This window comes from Streptomyces sp. NPDC025793, from assembly GCF_055558375.1.
Genome location: NZ_JBVHMR010000004.1, coordinates 237,297 through 254,780 on the forward strand (window position 1 = coordinate 237,297; position 17,484 = coordinate 254,780).

The 17,484-nt window shown below is 72.8% G+C and carries 16 protein-coding genes; 3 read left to right on the forward strand and 13 right to left on the reverse strand.

The features are described from left to right. Positions 1–24: 24 nt before the first annotated feature. The 7 genes from tdh to ACZ4MF_RS11320 form a co-directional block, all read right to left on the reverse strand. Positions 25–1,053 (reverse strand): L-threonine 3-dehydrogenase, encoded by a 1,029-nt coding sequence (gene tdh / locus ACZ4MF_RS11290; protein WP_467491772.1) that lies wholly within the window; start codon positions 1,051–1,053, stop codon positions 25–27. A gap of 207 nt (positions 1,054–1,260) precedes the next feature. Then, the gene (locus tag ACZ4MF_RS11295; protein ID WP_467491773.1) at positions 1,261–1,836 is read right to left on the reverse strand and encodes a GAF domain-containing protein; all 576 of its coding nucleotides are present in this window, start codon (positions 1,834–1,836) and stop codon (positions 1,261–1,263) included. A 127-nt stretch (positions 1,837–1,963) separates the two neighbouring features. Then, a complete protein-coding gene (locus ACZ4MF_RS11300; protein ID WP_467491774.1) occupies positions 1,964–2,563 on the reverse strand; it encodes a GTP-binding protein in 600 nt (199 codons plus the stop codon). Continuing rightward, entirely contained in the window at positions 2,541–2,912 is a 372-nt protein-coding gene (locus tag ACZ4MF_RS11305) for a DUF742 domain-containing protein (RefSeq protein WP_071376732.1), read from the reverse strand. The genes ACZ4MF_RS11300 and ACZ4MF_RS11305 overlap by 23 nt, the downstream gene beginning before the upstream one ends. Positions 2,913–2,914: 2 nt before the next feature. Beyond that, complete coding sequence (locus tag ACZ4MF_RS11310) at positions 2,915–3,349, reverse strand: roadblock/LC7 domain-containing protein (protein ID WP_071382987.1); 435 nt, start codon at positions 3,347–3,349, stop codon at positions 2,915–2,917. Between the two features lie 110 nt (positions 3,350–3,459). Beyond that, positions 3,460–5,448 carry a sensor histidine kinase gene (locus tag ACZ4MF_RS11315; RefSeq protein ID WP_467491775.1) on the reverse strand — a complete coding sequence of 663 codons (1,989 nt, stop codon included), beginning with the start codon at positions 5,446–5,448 and terminating at the stop codon, positions 3,460–3,462. 341 nt (positions 5,449–5,789) lie between these two features. Beyond that, the gene (locus tag ACZ4MF_RS11320; protein WP_467491776.1) at positions 5,790–6,962 is read right to left on the reverse strand and encodes an MBL fold metallo-hydrolase; all 1,173 of its coding nucleotides are present in this window, start codon (positions 6,960–6,962) and stop codon (positions 5,790–5,792) included. Between the two features lie 182 nt (positions 6,963–7,144). Here ACZ4MF_RS11320 and ACZ4MF_RS11325 point away from each other — a divergent pair, with 182 nt between their 5' ends. Beyond that, positions 7,145–8,335, forward strand: coding sequence for a Glu/Leu/Phe/Val dehydrogenase dimerization domain-containing protein (locus ACZ4MF_RS11325; protein ID WP_467491777.1), 1,191 nt, complete (start codon positions 7,145–7,147; stop codon positions 8,333–8,335). A gap of 79 nt (positions 8,336–8,414) precedes the next feature. Then, entirely contained in the window at positions 8,415–9,029 is a 615-nt protein-coding gene (locus ACZ4MF_RS11330; protein WP_467491778.1) for a TetR/AcrR family transcriptional regulator, read from the forward strand. Positions 9,030–9,086: 57 nt separating this feature from the next. Here ACZ4MF_RS11330 and ACZ4MF_RS11335 read toward each other — a convergent pair whose 3' ends face one another. Beyond that, a complete protein-coding gene (locus ACZ4MF_RS11335; protein WP_356028556.1) occupies positions 9,087–9,872 on the reverse strand; it encodes an SGNH/GDSL hydrolase family protein in 786 nt (261 codons plus the stop codon). A gap of 179 nt (positions 9,873–10,051) precedes the next feature. After that, positions 10,052–12,136: an alpha-galactosidase gene (locus ACZ4MF_RS11340; protein ID WP_467491779.1), complete on the reverse strand. Its 2,085-nt coding sequence runs from the start codon at positions 12,134–12,136 to the stop codon at positions 10,052–10,054. A gap of 171 nt (positions 12,137–12,307) precedes the next feature. Here ACZ4MF_RS11340 and ACZ4MF_RS11345 point away from each other — a divergent pair, with 171 nt between their 5' ends. After that, complete coding sequence (locus tag ACZ4MF_RS11345) at positions 12,308–13,105, forward strand: tyrosine-protein phosphatase (protein ID WP_467491780.1); 798 nt, start codon at positions 12,308–12,310, stop codon at positions 13,103–13,105. A gap of 16 nt (positions 13,106–13,121) precedes the next feature. Here the strand turns inward: ACZ4MF_RS11345 and ACZ4MF_RS11350 are convergent, their stop codons facing one another. The 4 genes from ACZ4MF_RS11350 to dxs form a co-directional block, all read right to left on the reverse strand. Beyond that, the gene (locus ACZ4MF_RS11350) at positions 13,122–13,244 is read right to left on the reverse strand and encodes a DUF6126 family protein (RefSeq protein ID WP_467491781.1); all 123 of its coding nucleotides are present in this window, start codon (positions 13,242–13,244) and stop codon (positions 13,122–13,124) included. Then, the gene (locus ACZ4MF_RS11355; RefSeq protein WP_467491782.1) at positions 13,241–13,864 is read right to left on the reverse strand and encodes a helix-turn-helix domain-containing protein; all 624 of its coding nucleotides are present in this window, start codon (positions 13,862–13,864) and stop codon (positions 13,241–13,243) included. The genes ACZ4MF_RS11350 and ACZ4MF_RS11355 overlap by 4 nt, the downstream gene beginning before the upstream one ends. Positions 13,865–14,185: 321 nt before the next feature. Beyond that, positions 14,186–15,571 (reverse strand): aspartate aminotransferase family protein, encoded by a 1,386-nt coding sequence (locus tag ACZ4MF_RS11360; protein ID WP_467491783.1) that lies wholly within the window; start codon positions 15,569–15,571, stop codon positions 14,186–14,188. Beyond that, positions 15,568–17,478 carry a 1-deoxy-D-xylulose-5-phosphate synthase gene (gene dxs, locus ACZ4MF_RS11365; RefSeq protein WP_467491784.1) on the reverse strand — a complete coding sequence of 637 codons (1,911 nt, stop codon included), beginning with the start codon at positions 17,476–17,478 and terminating at the stop codon, positions 15,568–15,570. The genes ACZ4MF_RS11360 and dxs overlap by 4 nt, the downstream gene beginning before the upstream one ends. Positions 17,479–17,484 lie beyond the last annotated feature (6 nt).

Sequence of the window (17,484 nt, forward strand, 5' to 3'; positions counted from 1 at the left end):
GTGCGTGCGCGGAACGGGGGTTGCTTACGCGGTCCAGTCGAGGATGACCTTGCCGCCCTTGCCGCTCGCGGCGTCGGCGAAGGCCGCCTCGAAGTCGCGGTAGCCGTACCGGCCGGTGATCACGGGCGCGAGGTCCAGGCCGCCCTCCAGCAGCACCGACATCGCGTACCAGGTCTCGAACATCTCGCGGCCGTAGATGCCCTTGATGGTGATCATCGAGGTGACGATCCGGGACCAGTCGACCGGGAACTCCTGCGCGGGCAGGCCGAGCATCGCGATGCGGCCGCCGTGCGTCATGTTGGCGATCATGTCCCGCATGGCCTCGGGGCGGCCGGACATCTCCAGGCCGATGTCGAAGCCCTCGCGCAGGCCGAGCTCGCGCTGGCCGTCGGCGATGGTGGACCGCGCGACGTTCAACGCCAGACTCACCCCTATCTTGCGGGCCAGCTCCAGGCGCTCCTCGCTGACGTCGGTGACCACGACGTTGCGGGCGCCGGCGTGCCGGGCGACGGCGGCGGCCATCAGGCCGATCGGTCCGGCGCCGGTGATCAGGACGTCCTCGCCGACCAGCGGGAAGGACAGCGCGGTGTGCACGGCGTTGCCGAACGGGTCGAAGATCGCGGCGACGTCGAGGTCGACCGGGACGCGGTGCACCCACACGTTGGCCGCGGGCAGGGCGACGTACTCGGCGAACGCGCCGTCGCGGCCGACCCCGAGGCCGACGGTGGCCCGGCAGAGGTGACGGCGTCCGGCCAGGCAGTTGCGGCACTTGCCGCACACCAGATGGCCCTCGCCGCTGACGCGGTCCCCTATGCGGATGTCGGTCACGTCCCGGCCGGTCTCGACGACCTGGCCGACGAACTCGTGCCCGACCGTGAGCGGGGTGCTGATCGCCTGCTGCGCCCAGCCGTCCCAGGCCCGGATGTGCAGGTCGGTGCCGCAGATACCGGTCCGCATGACCTTGATCAGTACGTCACCGGGGCCGATCTCGGGCTCCGGGACGTCCGTCAGCCAGAGTCCCGGCTCCGCCTTCTGCTTGACCAGCGCCTTCACGAATGCGGCTCCTGTGCGTGAGATCCCGGCCCGCGGGCATGCCGAAGGCGCCCGCACCGGGTCAGAGGGGTGGAATCACCCTGCAATCTGCCGTATGCGCGGGCCGCGGGTCCATCGAGCTTTTCTTAACCGCCGCCTCAGCTTTCCTTCACGCCTCCGGAGTTTCCCGCACCCCGGTACGGGCCACAGGGCATGAGGCCGCAGCGCTCAGAGCGGTAACCCGTCCTCGGCGCTGCGTTCGAGGCGTACGACGAGGTCGGCGGCGAGCGCCTTGATGCCCTCCAGGCCCGCCCTGCCCCACACCCGGGGCTCGACGTCGGCCGCGCACACGGTGCCGAGCGCCATGCCGGAGCTGTCGATGAGCGGGGCGCCGAGGTAGGAGCGGATGCCGTAGGCGTCGACGACCGGGTTGCCCGCGAAGCGCGGGTAGTCGCGGACGTCCTCCAGGACCAGGGCCTTGTGGCGGACCACCACATGGGGGCAGAACCCGTGGTCGCGGGGCAGCACCCGGCCGAGCTCGGCGCTGCTGCCGTCCTCGCGGACGACCGGCGCGACGGCGGGGGCGCTCAGGCCGGCGAAGAACTGGTGCTCCTCGCCGATGAAGTTGACCATGGCGTACGGCGCGCCGGTGAGCCGGGCGAGATGGTCCGCGAAGGAGTCCAGCGCCGGGTCGGGGTGGTCCGCCAGGCCGAGCCGGCGCAGCCGGTGCACACGGGCGGGGGCCTCCCTGTCCTCGGGGGTGAGCAGCAGACCCCGGACCGGCCGGGGCGGCTCGTAGCTCATGGCCGGGCTCCGGGCCGTACGTCCGGCCCCGGCCCCGCCGCGGTGCCGGCTCGTGACCGTGCTCCTGGCGGGGCTTCGGCGCTGCGGGTGTACGTCATACGGGAACTCCGTGGGCGAGAGGGCGGGATCACCGGCGGGCGCCATGGCTCGGCGCGGTCGCCGGGGCATGGGCCAGGAGGTGGCGGACGAGGGTGAGCAGGGTCTGCACGCCGGAGCTGGAGATGCGCGCGTCGCAGCGGACGACGGGGATCTCCGGGTCGAGGTCGATGGCGGCGCGGACCTCTTCGGGGTCGTAGCGGTAGCCGCCGTCGAACTCGTTGACGGCGACGATGAAGCCGAGCCCGCGCTCCTCGAAGAAGTCCACGGCCGCGAAGCAGTCCTCCAGGCGCCGGGTGTCGGCGAGGATGACCGCGCCGAGCGCGCCCTCGGACAGCTCGTCCCACATGAACCAGAACCGCTCCTGCCCGGGCGTGCCGAACAGGTACAGCACATGGTCCGGATCGAGGGTGATCCGGCCGAAGTCCATGGCGACCGTGGTCTCCATCTTGTTCTCGATGCCGTCGAGACTGTCCGTTCCGACGCTGACCGTGGTGAGCAGCTCCTCCGTGCTGAGCGGGGCGATCTCGCTGACCGCGCCCACGAAGGTCGTCTTGCCGACCCCGAACCCGCCCGCGACGAGGATCTTCAGCGCGGTCGGGAACGGGTCAGAGCTGTCGTCGTAGTCCATCGAGCACTGCCTCCAGCAGAGACCGGTCAGTGGGTGTGTGGTGGAAGACGGGGGGCTTGGTGGTCAGCGCCCCGCAGTCGACGAGGTCGGAGAGCAGCACCTTGGTGACCACCGCGGGCAGTTTCAGCTGGGCTGCGACCTCGGCGACCGAGACGGGCCCGCGGCACAGGTCCAGGGCCTGGGCGTGCTCGGGACCGAGGTAGCCGAGCGGGGCGACGCCGGTGGCCATCACCTGCGACATCAGGTCCAGGGCGACGCTGGGCTCGGTGCGTCCGTTGCTGACCGTGAACGGGCGCACGAGCCGTCCGGCCGCGTCGTCCAGCCAGGGCCCGTCGCCGGCTGCGGCCACGCTCAAGGCCTCGTCGCCGCGGAGTCGACGGGGTGCTGGCGGGGCGCGGTCACCAGGTAGGGGCGGACGCTCTTGACGAGCATCGCCATCTCGTAACCGAGCACGGCGGCGTCGGCCTCGCGCCCGGCGAGCACGGCGAGACAGGTGCCGGAGCCCGCGGTGGTGACGAACAGCAGGCTCGAATCGAGTTCGACGACGACCTGGCGGACGTCCCCGCCGTCGCCGAACCGGACACCCGCGCTGCGGCCCAGCGAGTACAGGCCGGAGGCCAGGGCGGCCATGTGGTCGGCGCTGTCGATGTCGAGGCCGTGCACGGACTTCACCAGCCCGTCGCAGGACAGGAGCACCGCGCTGGTGGTGTGCGGTACGCGCTGCACGAGGCCGCTCAGCAGCCAGTCGAGGTCGGATGCATGGGCGGTCGGCGCATCGCTCGCCATGGTGGATCGACTCCTTGGGGTACGAAGGTCTGCGGGAGCGCGGACAGTCGAGGGGGGAAGGTCGGGGAAAGGTCGGGTGGAGCGGGGTGGGCGGGGGTGGGTGCGGGCGGTCAGCCGGCCGGGGCGCTCCCGTCGGACCGGCCGACGTCACGGGCACCGTCGATTCCGGGCGCGGGGGCGCGCCCTGGGGATATAGGCGTCGGGCCCAGGAGTTCCGCCCCGTTCATGGGTGGGGGCTCCATGGGTACGGCCGCTGTGTTCTCAAGGTGTTCGAGGTGTTCGAGGTGCTGCTGGGCCTCGGCGAGTCCGATCCCGCGCTGGAAGGCGGCCATCAGCCCCGGGTCGTGGCCCGCGACGGTGTCGGCGTCCCGGCGGGGTGCCGGGCCGCCGCGCAGCTCGGGGACGATGTGTTCCTGGGCGCGGCGGCGCGGCAGTTGGGGCTTGCCCATGGTGCCGCGCACGGCGCCGGTGCGCGGGGTGGGCAGGACACCCGCGTGCGCCTCCACGGCGGACCGGTCCCCGGCGCCGATGCCGGGGACGGCCGCGGCGGGGGTGGGCCGTTCCTGCCGGGCGCCCCGCACAGGCAGCGGCGCGGGCGCCCCGGCGTCCCTCTCCCCGCGCGCGTCCTCGGCGCCGGGGCGGCTCGACTCGGCCCGGGCCCCGTGCTGTTCGGCTCCGCTGTTCCCGGTACCGGTCCGCCTGACCTCACTGAGGGCGTGGGCGGTGCCGGAAGCGTGGGCGGCCGGCGGCCGGTCCACGACACCCTGCGGGGAGGCCGCCGCGGACACCTGAGCCTGCGTCTGAACCTGAACCTGCGGCTGCGGGTGCGGGTGGATTTGCGGCTGGACCCGCGCCGGCGCTTCGGCCGCCGTCGGCTCGCCGGGTGCCGCCGCCGTCGTGCCCAACAGCGCCTGCGGGACGACGAGTACGGCCTGGACACCGCCGTAGATGTTGGTCTGGAGGCGGACGTGGATGCCGTGCCGGCGGGCGAGCTGGGAGACGACGTAGAGCCCGATGCGGCCGTCGGCCAGCAGGCTGGCGACGTTGACCTGGTCGGGGTCGGCGAGCAGGGCGTTCATCCGGTTCTGCTCGCCGACGGGCATGCCGAGTCCGCGGTCCTCGACCTCCACGGCGAGCCCGGAGGTGACGAGGCCCGCGCGGAGCAGCACCTGGGTCTGCGGGGCGGAGAACACCGAGGCGTTCTCGATGAGTTCGGCGAGCAGGTGGATGACGTCGGCGACGGCGTGGCCGCGCAGCTCGCCGTCGATCGGCGGCACCAGTTTGACCCGGGAGTACTGCTCGACCTCGGCGATGGCGGAGCGCAGCACCTCGGTCATGCTCACCGGGTTGCTCCACTGCCGCCGGGAGACGGCGCCGCCGAGCACGGCGAGGTTCTCGGCGTGCCGCCGGATCCGGGTGGCCAGGTGGTCCACGTGGAACAGGCCCTTGAGCAGGTCGGGGTCCTCGATCTCGTTCTCCAGCTCGTCGAGGATCGAGATCTCCCGGTGCACGAGGGACTGAAGCCGACGCGCGAGGTTGACGAACACCTCCAGCTTCTGCTCGCTGCCCGCGTGGCTGGAGAGCTGGGCGGCGCGTACGACGGCGGTGACGGCGCCGTCGTGCGCGCGGGCCAGGTCGGCGGCGAGCAGCTCGAAGTCGTCGGCGTCGGCGGGCAGTCGGCGGCGCGTGGAGCGCTGCGGCGGCGCCTCGCCCTGGCGCAGCGCGTCGACCAGCGCGTGCAGGTCGGCCTCGCCGCGCGCGGCGGTGCGGCGCAGGACGTCGACGCGGTCGGCGACCGAGCGGGCGGCGCGGTCGGCGGCCACGGCGGCGATGAGGATGCCGGCGACGGTCACGGTGACCGCTCCGGCGAGCACGGCCCACAGGACGGGGCCGGTGCGGGCGCCGGTGGAGCGGATGCTGAACAGGACCGCGGCGCTGGCGCTGAGCGCGACCGCGAGCGGCGGCAGCACGGCGAGCCGCATGAGCTGGGGCCGTATGTGCATTTCGGGCAGTGCGGGAGCGGTTCGGGCGCCCGGCCGCCCGTGCCGCCCGCCCTCTCGGCGGTCGGCGCGCGTGGCCGGTGCTCGGAGGTGAGACATCTGCGTCCTCGTACTGGTCCGTCGGGCCTGTCCTCGCGGGATGTGCGAGGCGGGCATGCGTCATCGCAGCATCGGCGGACGGAACCGGGAAATCCGGCCACCCGTCAGCCGACGGACACTCACAGTAATGGCCTGAGCATCATGTGCGGTGGGCAGTTGACAAACTCCCCCGAGGAGCGTCCCGCTCTGGTATGAAGCCTCGTACGACAGACCGATTAACCGGCCGGGCATGGAATCGGCCCGGCCCACGCGTCGATCGCCTGGGGCGGATTGTTACGGAGAGTATCCGCTTTGGCCTTTGCTGGCCCGTCGGGCAAACCTTGCCGGTCGTCGGCCGCGTCCTACGACCGGCCCCGCGCGGGCGGCTCCGCCACCAGTGCCCCGACCGAGCGCCAGGTCCGGCGCTCCGTACCCGCGACACCCCGCCACCAGGCCTCGGCCGGGAGCTTGCCCGCCGGTTCGAAGGGCTCGCCGGGCCGGGGCAGGGCCACCGCCTGGCCGACCTCCTCGGCCGCCTCCTTGGTCCACTCCCCCGGCTCCGCCCACGGGTGCGGGGCGAGGTTGAACGTGCCCCAGTGGATCGGCAGCAGCGCGCCGTGCGGTGCGCCGCCCTGGAGGTCCAGGTGGGCGCGCAGGCCCTCGTCGGGGCGCATGTGGATGTCGGGCCAGAACTCGCTGTACGCCCCGATCTGGATCATCGTGGCGTCGAACGGGCCGTGGGCGGCGCCGATGTCCTCGAAGCCGTCGAAGTAGCCGGTGTCGCCGCTGTGGTAGATCCGGTGCTCCTCGCCGGCGACGACCCAGGAGGCCCAGAGGGTGTGCTGGGTGTTGCGCAGGGCGCGGCCGCAGAAGTGGCGGGCCGGGGTGGCGGTGAGGGTCAGACCGCCGACCCTGGTGGACTCGTGCCAGTCCAGCTCGCGCAGCCGGTCCGGGGAGACGCCCCAGCGTTCGAGGTGGGCGCCGACGCCGAGCGGCACGGCGAACACGGTGTCCGTGCCGGCCAGCGCCTTGATCGTGGGCAGGTCGAGGTGGTCGTAGTGGTCGTGCGAGATCACCACGACGTCGACCGGGCCCAGCGCGGCCAGCGGCAGCGGAACGGGGTGCAGCCGCCGGGGTCCGGCGAACGGGAACGGCGAACAGCGCTCGCCCCAGACCGGGTCGAACAGGACCCGGTGGCCGTCGATCTCCGCCAGCACGCTGGAGTGTCCCGCCCAGGTCAGCCGCAGCCCCGTGGCGGGCGGCTTGGCCAGGTCGGCGAAGGTCGTGGGGTACACCGGGACGGTGCCCTTCGGGGCGCGCAGCGGCCGGGTCTCCTTGTCGAGGAAGACCTTCGCGAGATCCAGCGAGGAGCCGGAGGGGCGGGTGCGCGCGGGGCCGCCGGGGTTCTGGAAGACGCCGTCCTTGAAGTGGGGGGAGCGGCGGATGCGTGCCATGCGCTCACCGCCCGGGTCCGCGCCGAAGGCCTCCGGACGCAGCGCGCGGAGCCCGGAGATCGAGGAACGCAAACCGGTCACGGTACCTCCCGGTGAAGTGGGTGAGGTTCCCCATTATGGTCGGCGCCTCCGACAACCCGGGGCCCCCGGGGCACGAGGCCTGCCTCACAACGCCCCGGCGACCCGGCGTTGGGCCCGTTGACAGGGCCAGGAGCGGCTCCGGATACTGACTGGCCATTCAGTACCGTGCCCGAGGAGACCCCATGACGGCGCCCGTCCCCACGCCCCTGATGTCGCTCGTCTGGACCGACCATGTGACCGGCCGCCGGGGCTTCCTGGTCGTGGACCGGCTGGTGCGGGGCGTGGCCAGCGGCGGGCTGCGGATGCGTCCCGGCTGCACGCTGGAGGAGGTGGCGGGGCTCGCCCGCGGCATGACGATGAAGGAGGCCCTGCACTACGACCCCGAGAGCCGCTACGTCCCCCTCGGCGGCGCCAAGGGCGGCATCGACTGCGATCCCCGGGCCCCGGAGGCGTACGGGCTGCTGGTGCGCTATCTGCGCGCGATGCGGCCGTACATCGAGAGTCTGTGGACCACCGGCGAGGACCTCGGCCTCACCCAGGACCTGGTCGACCGGGCGGCGGCCGAGGCGGGTCTGGTCTCCTGCGTCCAGGCCGTGTACCCGCTGCTGGACGACGAGGCGGCGGCCCGCGCGCGGCTCGCGGACGCCTTCGCCGTCGAGGTGGACGGCATCGGCCTGGACGAACTGGCGGGCGGCTGCGGGGTCGCCGAGTCGGTGCTCACGGCACTGGACCGGGCGTCGGTGCCGTACGCGGGCACGCGCGTGGCCCTCCAGGGGCTCGGCACGATGGGCGGCGCCACCGCGCGCTTCCTCGCGCGCGCGGGGCTGACGGTGGTGGCGGTCGCCGACATCAAGGGCACGCTCGCGAATGCGGCGGGGCTGGACGTCGAGGCCCTGCTGTCCGCGCGGGACGGCCACGGCACGGTCGACCGCCGGGTGCTGCGCCCCGGCGACCGGGAACTGCCCGGCGACGCCTGGCTGTCGGCCGACGCCGAGGTGCTGGTGCCGGCGGCGGTGTCGTACGCCGTCGGCACCGCCGAGGCGGAGCGGATCCGGGCCCGCTGGATCGTGGAGGCCGCCAACATGCCGGTCCTGCCCGCGGCGGAGGAAGTGCTGACCGCGCGCGGGGTGACCGTGCTGCCGGACGTGGTGGTCAACTCCGCGACGAACGCCTGGTGGTGGTGGACCCTGTTCGGCGACATCGGGGCGGACGCCGACGGGGCCTTCGCGCACATCCGGCGCTCCATGCGCGCCCTGACCGGCCTGATGCTCGACCGCGCGGAGGCCGACGGCACGACCCCGCGCGCGGCCGCCCACGCCCTCGTGACCGACCGGCTGCCGGTGATCGCGGAACGCTTCGGGTGGTACCGCTGACGGCCGGCCGCCGGCCGGGACCGCCCGGGGGAACCGGGGCACTTCGGCGCTGCCCATGACAACGGATTAGGGTGACCGCGTGGCGAGAGTGCGGTTGAGCGTGGCCGAGCGGCGGGAGGAACTGCTGCGGGCCGCCATCGGGCAGATCGAGGCGCGGGGCGTGGCGGCGGTCAGGATCGCCGACGTGGCCGCGGCGCTCGGGGTGAGCAACGCGCTGGTGCTGTACCACTTCTCGACGAAGGAGCGGCTGGTCGCCGCGGCGTTCACGTACGCGGCCGAGGACGATTTGGCGCATCTGCGCAAGCTGCTGGGGCGGCGCACGTCCGCGCTGCGCCGGCTGCGCGCGGCGGTGCGCTGGTACGCGCCGACCGGGCAGGCCAAGGGCTGGCGGCTGTGGATCGAGGGCTGGGCCGTGGCGCTGCGCGAGCCCGCGCTGCGGGACGTCACCCGGGACCTGGACCGGCAATGGAAGGCGGCGATCGCCGAGGTGATCGCCGAGGGCGTGGCGGCGGGCGAGTTCACGTGCGCCGACCCGGCCGGTGCCGCCCTGCGGCTGACCGCGCTGCTGGACGGACTGGCGGTGCAGCTGACGTCGTACCCGGGCGCGGTGCCGCGCAGCCGGGCCCAGCAGTGGGTCGACGACGCCCTCGCCCGCGAACTGAACCTGGCCCGGGAGGCGTTGACCGAGCGCTGAGGCGCGTCGTCGCCCGTGCCCCGCCGGTCCGGCGGGGCACGGGCGACAGCCGCGGTGTCAGGCCACCGACGCGATGCGGTGCTTGATGTCGTCCGGGGACAGGGCGCCCTTCGCCGTCACGTGGTCGCCGGAGGACTCGCCGCGCAGCCTGCGGCCGATCCACGGGACGAGGAACTCACGGGCCCAGTGGACGTCGTCGCGGCGGATCTCCAGCGTGCCCCGGGGCGGCAGCGGCGGCCACGCCTGCTCCGGGTCGGCCGGGACCTCCAGGCCGAGAGCCTGACCGGCGCGCAGCGCCACGCGCGTGTGCCCCTCGGGCGAGAGGTGGAGCCGGTCGCTGTCCCACGCCCTGCGGTCCTGCACCGACTTCAGGGACCACAGGTCCAGCACCGGGCAGCGGTACCGGTCGGCGATGGCCCGTACGTGCCCGTTGTACGTGGCGATCCTGCCCCGCAGATGCTTGAGCACCGGGACGCCCCGGGTGTCGAACCCGGTCGTCACCATGACCGTGCCCGCGGCCTCGGTCAGCCGGGCCACGGCCCGCTCGAAGCGCTCGGCCACCTCGTCCGGGTCGGTGCCCGGGCGGATGATGTCGTTGCCGCCCGCGCAGAGCGAGACCAGGTCCGGGGCCAGTTCGACGGCCTTCGGGAGCTGGTCCTCCACGATCTGGTCGAGCAGCTTCCCGCGGACCGCGAGATTGGTGTACTTGAAGTCCCCCTCGGGACGTCGGTCGGCGAGCAGGACCGCGAACCGGTCGGCCCAACCGACGAACGCCCCGTCGGGGCCGGGATCGCCGACGCCCTCGGTGAAGCTGTCCCCCACCGCCACGTACGACCCGATCACTGATCTGTTGTCATTCTTCGAATCGTCTGCCACGTCGGACCATGATTCACCTTCGGATGTGACCTACGCGACCGTAGGCAGGGGTTGACGAACGGTGAGATGAGACACTCCAAAAGAATGCGCGATTCAGGAATACCCCGGCCGCCGGGCGCGTTGACCGTGCGATCTCCACACCCGGCTCAGACGCGTCGCAGCCGCACGACCGTCGCGTCCAGGTCGCCCGTCAGTCCGGTGCGCAGTCCGTGGTGCAGCAGCACGGCCCCGCGGTGCACCTGGCCGGTTTCGCGGCACGCGTACGACGCGGCCGGGTCCAGCCCGCGCAGCCGCAGCGCCGGTACCGGCTCGCCGTAGCTCTGCGCCTGGAGCCAGGCCAGGACCACCGTCTCCTCGCCCCGGACGTACTGGACGGCGCTCAGACCGCCGGCCGGGGGCCGCAGCCGGTACAGCTCGCCGTGCTGGACGACCGGGCGGATCTCCTTGTAGAGGTCCACCCAGCGCCGGGCCTCGGCCAGCTCCTCCTCGCTCCACTCGGTCAGGTCGCCGCCGATGCCGAGCACGCCCGCCATGGCGCTGACGAACCGGAACCGCAGCGAGCTGACGCGCCCGTTGAGCTGGGTGTTGGGGCTGTCGGTGACCCAGGCGGCCATGACCCGGGCCGGGTGGAGCTGGCTGAAGCCGTGCTGGATGGCGAGCCGGTCGAGCGGATCGGTGTTGTCGGAGGTCCACACCTGGTCGGTGCGGCTGAGCACCCCGAGGTCGATCCGGCCGCCGCCGCCCGAGCAGGACTCGAAGGCGACGGAGGGGTGGGCCGCGCGCAGCCGGTCCAGCAGGGCGTACAGACCGCGGACGTGGTCCACCCACAGCCGCTGCGGGTACGGCTCGCCGGGCCAGCCGGCGTCGGTGAAGCAGCGGTTGAAGTCCCACTTCACGTAGTCGACCGGGGCGCTGGACAGCAGCGTGTCCAACTGGTCCCACAGATACGCCCGGACGTCCTCGCGGGCGAGGTTGAGGACGAGCTGGTTGCGCAGTTCCGTCCGCCTGCGTCCCGGCTGGTACTGCACCCAGTCGGGGTGCGCGCGGTACAGGTCGCTGTCCGGGTTGACCATCTCCGGCTCGACCCAGATGCCGAACCGCATGCCGAGGCCGTGCACCTGGTCGGCGAGCGGCTTCAGGCCCTGCGGGAAGCGGTCGGGGTTGGGCGTCCAGTCGCCGAGCCCTGCGCGGTCGCTGGTGCGGGCGCCGAACCAGCCGTCGTCCACGACGAACAGTTCGACGCCGATCGCGGCGGCCCGGCGCGCGAGGGCGAGCTGCTGCTCCTCGGAGATGTCGAAGGTCGTCGCCTCCCAGGAGTTGAACAGCACGGGCCGGTCCCGCTCGGCGTCCGGGACGACGTACGCGCGCTGGTAGGCGTGCCAGGCGCGGCTCGCGCCGCCGAAGCCGCCGTCGCTCCACAGGCCCGCGAAGACGGGGGTGGTGTACGACTCCCCCGGCTGCAGGAGCAGCAGGCCCGAGTCGTCGTGGCCGGCGCCGCCCGTGATCTGCACGCGCGCGTCCGGGAGTTGGGCGACGGCGATCCGCCAGGAGCCGGACCAGCCGAGCGCGCAGCCGTAGACCTCGCCCCGCTCCTCGGTGGCGTCGGTGTCCAGCGCCACCCAGGGCAGGTGCTGGTGGCCGGTGTGGCCGCGGCGGCTGCCGATGACCTTCTCACCGTAGGTGAGCGGGGCGGTGGTGAGCCGGGACTCGGCGGCCCAGCGGCCGTGCAGCTGGGACAGCCGCCAGCCCTCGCGGTCGGGCAGGGTCCAGGTGGCCGCGTCGGCCCGCAGCAGCTCCACGCGCGCGCGTGTGCCGTTCTCCACGCTCACCCAGCGCTCCACGACGTCGCCGCGCATCCGGTGGTGCAGGGTGATGGCGATCCCGTCGTCGTCGAAGCGCAGCCGCAGCTCGTCGTCGCCGCCCTCGCGCGCGGTGTCGTACGACACGAAGCGCCACTCGGTGCCGCGCCGCTCCTCGGTGCGCACGGACAGGGCGGGGCGGACGAAGCGGGGGCCGCCCTCGACGGGGTACTCCTCGCGGCCGTCGAGCGGGGACTCGAAGGGCCAGTAGCCGGGCAGCGGGTCCCGGGCCAGGGCCTCGGCGTCCGCGAGGGCGATGCGGGGCCCCCAGTGGAGATGGAGCAGTTCGTCCGCATCGGTGAGATGCAGCGCATAACCGCTGGTGGGCCCCGTAAGGAGCCAGGTGCGACCGTCTTCTGCGATGTCCAGCACGTACAACCTCACAGGTGCCAACAGATCCGCTCAAGTGCCAACATCATCAAGCCGCCCGGCGCTGGTGACAATGCCTGTGGACGACTCCTTGCCCGAGGAAACCGATGTCGTATGGTCGACAGAGCGCCCGCCGACGAGTCGCGACGGCGGGCCCGACCGGGAGGAGCCCCCGTGACGCAGCAGGTCCCGTCGACCGAGCCGGAGCTGGCCGGCGTGCGCAATTTCCGCGACGTCGGCGGACTGCCGACCGCGGACGGGCGCCGGGTGCGCCACGGCGTGCTGTTCCGCAGCGGGCACCTGGCGCACGCGACCGAGGACGACGCGGCCTTCCTCGCCTCCCTCGGCCTGCACACGATCTTCGACTTCCGCAACGCGGCCGACCAGAAACTGGAGGGCCCCGACGTCGCGCTGCCCGGGGTGCGGAACGTGAACCTGCCGCTGAGCGACCCGGCCGACGGCGCCGAGTTCTGGACGATGGTCCGCGACGGCAACCTCGGCCAGTTGCGCGGGATCCTCGCCGACGGCAAGGGCGCGGCCCGCATGACCGCCTCGTACCGCACGATCGTCAAGGAGCGCACCGCCGAGCACTCCCGGGTGCTGCACGCGCTCGTGCAGGACAGCGTGCCCGCGCTCATGCACTGCGCGGCGGGCAAGGACCGCGCCGGCATCTCCATAGCCGTGACGCTGCTCGCCGTCGGTGTGGAGCGCGACGCGATCGTCGCGGACTACCTGGAGTCCAACGCCAAGCACCGGCGCTACAAGGTCCGCCGCAGCGGCAGCGCCGAGTCCGCGTACACGCCCGAGGTGATGGAGCTGCTCAGCCCGCTCTTCGACGCCCGCGCCGAGTACCTCCAGGCGGCCTTCGACAGCATCGAGGAGACCTGGGGCGGCGTCGACACCTACCTGGAGCAGGGCCTGTCCCTCACCCCCGGCCACCGCGAGCGTCTGCGCGAGCGCCTGCTGGACTGACCGGCGGCCGACTCGGTCAGCCCTTGCCGCCGATCGCGAACAGCAGGTAGAGGAACGCGGCGAGGACATGGCCGACGGCGATGTAGATGATCAGGCGGACCCACAGGGAACGGGGGAACTTCGTCTCGAAGTCGCTCATGGCAGCTCTCCGGTCGACGGCCCCAGGCACAGCGTGGCCGTGGGGCTCTGCAGCAGGGTGTGGACGAACAGCAGCTCGACGCCGTCGCGGTCCTCGGCGGCGAGGCGGTGCGGCGTGAGCGAGTCGAAGTGGGCGCTGTCGCCGGGCGCGAGCAGGTGCACGGTGTCGCCGAGGCGCAGGCGCAGGCGGCCCCTGAGGACGTAGAGCCACTCCTCGCCGGGGTGCACGCGGACGACGTCGCCCTGCGAGCCGTACGGCACGCGCACGCGCAGCGCCTGCATGCCGCGGCCGGGCGCCCCGGCCTGGAAGTACGTCCAGCCGCCCGCCCGGGTCGGCTCCATGTCGCCGGAGCGCACGATCGCGTCCCGGTCGGCGACCGTCTCGCCCAGCAGCTCGGAGACCGTCGTACCGTAGATGCGGGCGAGGGCGAGCAGCATCGGCAGTGACGGCTGGCGCTGCCCGGTCTCCAGCCGGGACAGATGGGCGGCCGAGAGCCCGGCGGCGCGGGCCGCGTCCTCCAGGGTGAGGGCAGCCCGCCGGCGCAGTGCGCGCAGCTGTGGCGCGACCACGGGCAGTGCGTCGCCCGGTTCCACCGGCGGTCCGGCGTCTGAGGCGTTCATGCCTCCATTCAGCCCCAGCTTTGCCCCACGGGCAATTTTATTGCCTCAGAGGCAAACCATGGTGCCCTCGGACCGCTCTCCCTCGCCTTCGGAGCCGTCGCCGCCGCGGGCGACCGGCCCACGCTCACCTTCCTCCTGTTTCCCTGGCCGCTGCTCGCCGGCGCTCTCGCCGTCACCTTCGGCGGTATGGGGATCCACTACGCCGGCCGCGGCCACGGCCGGCCGTGGACCTCGGTGACGGGGACCGCCCTGGACGCGGTCGGGCTCGCCGCCTTCGTCCCCTTCCTCTTCCTCGTGACGCTGTACTGGGCACCACGACGCTCAGCGACCCGCCACCGCCTGCTTGATCAGGGTCTTGCCGAAGTCCCACATCAGGCCGCCGCCGCTGTGCGCGTCGTCCATCACGGCGGTGAAGGCGTCCACGAACCGGTCCACGTCGGCCGCGTCGAAGACCAGCGGCGGGATCAGCTTGATCACCTCAAGGTGGTCACCGGAGACCTGGGTGAGGATCCGGTGCCGCTGGAGCAGCGGGACCACCACCATCTGCGCGAACAGCCCCTTGCGGGCCGCCTGGAGCATGGTCCAGCGGCTGCGCAGCTTCAGCGAGGACGGCCTGCCGAACTCGATGCCGATCATCAGTCCGCGGCCGCGGACGTCGGCGAGCAGCTCGTACTTCTCGATCAGCGCGGTCAGCCGGGACTTCAGCAGCTCGCCGGTGGCACGCACGCCGGCCACGATCTGCTCGTCCTCCATCACCGACAGCACGGCGAGGCCGCACGCCATCGCCTGGGCGTTGGATCCGAAGCTCGCCGAGTGCACGAGCACGCGGTCCATGGACGAGTAGACCTTCTTGAAGATCCAGTCCCGGCCCAGGGTGGCGCTGACCGGGACGTACCCGCCGGACAGGGCCTTGGAGACGCACACCAGGTCGGGCTCCACGCCGTCCTCGTGCTGGTAGGCGTAGAAGTCGCCGGTGCGGCCGAGGCCGGTCTGCACCTCGTCGGCGATCAGCAGCGCCTTGTGCCGGTGCAGCAGGTCCTGGGCGGCGCGCAGATAGCCGGCCGGGGCCTCGTGCACGCCCTTGCCCTGGATCGGCTCGACGATCAGCGCGGCGACGTCGCCCTTCTTCAGCTCCCGTGCCAGGGCGTCGAGATCGCCGAGCGGTACGGCCGTGTCGGGCAGCAGCGGGGCGAAGCCGTCGCGGAAGCCTCCCTCGCCGTTGACCGACAGGGAGCCGGTGGTCAGGCCGTGGAAGGCGTGGTCGCAGTAGAGGACGCGGGGCTTCGCGGTGGCGTACCGGGCGAACTTCAGCGCGGTCTCCACGGCCTCCGTGCCGCTGTTGCCGAAGAACACCCGGTCCAGGTGCGGGCTGTGCCCGAGCAGCCGCTCGGCGAGGAGGCCGGGCAGCGGCTGGCAGTCGAAGCGGGTGAGGTCGGCGAGGTCGAGGTCGAGGACGTCGTGCAGCGCCTTGCGGACGACCGGGTGGTGGCGGCCGAGGCCCATCACCCCGAACCCGGCGAGCATGTCCAGGTAGTCGTTGCCGTCCGCGTCGTAGAAGTGGGCGCCCTCGGCCCGTTCGTAGACCCGGTCGAAGCCGATGGTGTGCAGCATGCGCGGCAGCTGTGGGTTGAGGTACTTCGCGTGCAGCTCGTAGCGTTCGGCGCCGCGCTCGGCGAGCAGGGCACCGAGGTCGAACTCCGTGCTCATTCCTTCTCCTCGGCCTTCTCCCCGGCCGGGCCGGCGGCGTCGGCGACGGCCAGACTCGCGCTGATCCGCCCGGCGATCTCGACGGGCGTGAGACCGATGTCGGCCAGTACCTCGGCGCGCTTGGCGTGCGCGAGGAACTGCTCCGGGATGCCGAAGCGCCGCACCGGCACGTCCACGTCGGCGTCCCCGAGGGCCAGGGCGACCGCCGAACCGACGCCCGCGGAACGGCTGTTGTCCTCCACGACGGCCACCAGCCGGTGCCCGGCGGCCAGGCCCGGCAGGGCGGGGTCGACGGGTTTGACCCACCGGGGGTCCACCACCGTGCAGCTGATCCCGCGTGCTTCCAGCAGGTCGGCGGCCTGGAGGCACACCGGCGCCATCACTCCGACGGCGACGAGCAGCACCTCGGGGTCCTCGGCGCGGTGCAGCACGTCCATGCCGCCGATCCGGTCGAGCGCCGAAAGGTCCGGGCCGACCGACTCCTTCGGGTAGCGGACCAGGGTGGGCGCGTCGTCCACGGCGACGGCCTCGCGCAGCTGGGCGCGCAGCTGTCCGGCGTCGCGCGGGGCGGCGATCCTCAGGCCGGGCACGACCTGGAGGACCGACATGTCCCACATGCCGTTGTGCGAGGCGCCGTCGACGCCGGTGACACCGGCCCGGTCGAGGACGAAGGTGACTCCGCAGCGGTGCAGGGCGACGTCCATCAGGAGCTGGTCGAAGGCGCGGTTGAGGAAGGTGGCGTAGACGGCGAAGACCGGATGCAGCCCGCCGGTGGCGAGGCCGGCCGCCGACACCGCCGCGTGCTGCTCGGCGATGCCCACGTCCCACACGCGGTCGGGAAAGCGCTCGGCGAACTTGGTGAGCCCGACCGGGTGGAGCATGGCCGCGGTGATGGCGACGACGTCGTCCCGCTCCTCGCCGATCCGCACCATCTCGTCGCCGAACACCGAGGTCCACGACGGCCCCCCGGACGGCGAGAGCGGCTCGCAGGTGAGCGGGTCCATCACGCCGACGGTGTGGAAGTGGTCCTCCTCGTGGGCGAGGGCGGGCTCGTAGCCGCGGCCCTTCTCGGTGAGGCAGTGCACCAGGACCGGCCCGTGGAAGCGTTTCGCACGCCGCAGCGCCGACTCGACGGCCAAGATGTCGTGGCCGTCGATCGGGCCGACGTACTTCAGGCCCAGGTCCTCGAACATGCCCTGCGGGGCGAAGGCGTCCTTGAAGCCCTTCTTCGCGCCGTGCAGGGACTCGTAGATCGTGCTCCCGACGACCGGGGTCCGCAGCAGGACGTCCTTGCCCCAGGCCAGCACCTTCTCGTAGCCGTCCGTCGTGCGCAGGGTGGCCAGGTGGTTGGCGAGGCCGCCGATGGTGGGGCCGTAGGAACGCTCGTTGTCGTTGACGACGATGATCAGCGGCCGGTCCTTGGCCGCCGCGATGTTGTTCAGCGCCTCCCAGGCCATGCCGCCGGTCAGCGCGCCGTCGCCGATGACCGCGACCACATGGCCCTTCTCCCCCTGCACCTGGCGGGCCTTGGCCAGGCCGTCGGCCCAGCCGAGCGCGGTGGAGGCGTGGCTGTTCTCGATGACGTCGTGCTCGGACTCCTCGCGCGAGGGATAGCCGGACAGCCCGCCCTTGCCGCGCAGCTTGGAGAAGTCCTGACGGCCTGTCAGAAGCTTGTGCACATAGCTCTGGTGGCCGGTGTCCCACAGGATCCGGTCGACCGGCGACTCGAAGACCCGGTGGAGCGCGACGGACAGTTCCACCACCCCGAGATTGGGCCCGAGGTGACCTCCCGTCCTCGACACCGCCTGCACCAGGAACTCTCGTATTTCCCGGGACAGTTCACCGAGTTCCGTCTCGGACAGCGCCTTCAGGTCGCGCGGTTCCCGGATGCTCTCCAGAATGGTCACGCTGGG

Excerpts from the sequence above, each read along its gene's own strand:
- ACZ4MF_RS11355 (WP_467491782.1), bottom strand. The coding sequence starts at position 13,864 with ATGAACGCCTCAGACGCCGGACCGCCGGTGGAACCGGGCGACGCACTG.
- ACZ4MF_RS11325 (WP_467491777.1), top strand. The coding sequence starts at position 7,145 with ATGACGGCGCCCGTCCCCACGCCCCTGATGTCGCTCGTCTGGACCGAC.
- ACZ4MF_RS11300 (WP_467491774.1), bottom strand. The coding sequence starts at position 2,563 with ATGGACTACGACGACAGCTCTGACCCGTTCCCGACCGCGCTGAAGATC.
- ACZ4MF_RS11295 (WP_467491773.1), bottom strand. The coding sequence starts at position 1,836 with ATGAGCTACGAGCCGCCCCGGCCGGTCCGGGGTCTGCTGCTCACCCCC.
- ACZ4MF_RS11360 (WP_467491783.1), bottom strand. The coding sequence starts at position 15,571 with ATGAGCACGGAGTTCGACCTCGGTGCCCTGCTCGCCGAGCGCGGCGCC.
- ACZ4MF_RS11350 (WP_467491781.1), bottom strand. The coding sequence starts at position 13,244 with ATGAGCGACTTCGAGACGAAGTTCCCCCGTTCCCTGTGGGTCCGCCTG.
- ACZ4MF_RS11310 (WP_071382987.1), bottom strand. The coding sequence starts at position 3,349 with ATGGCGAGCGATGCGCCGACCGCCCATGCATCCGACCTCGACTGGCTG.
- ACZ4MF_RS11315 (WP_467491775.1), bottom strand. The coding sequence starts at position 5,448 with ATGTCTCACCTCCGAGCACCGGCCACGCGCGCCGACCGCCGAGAGGGC.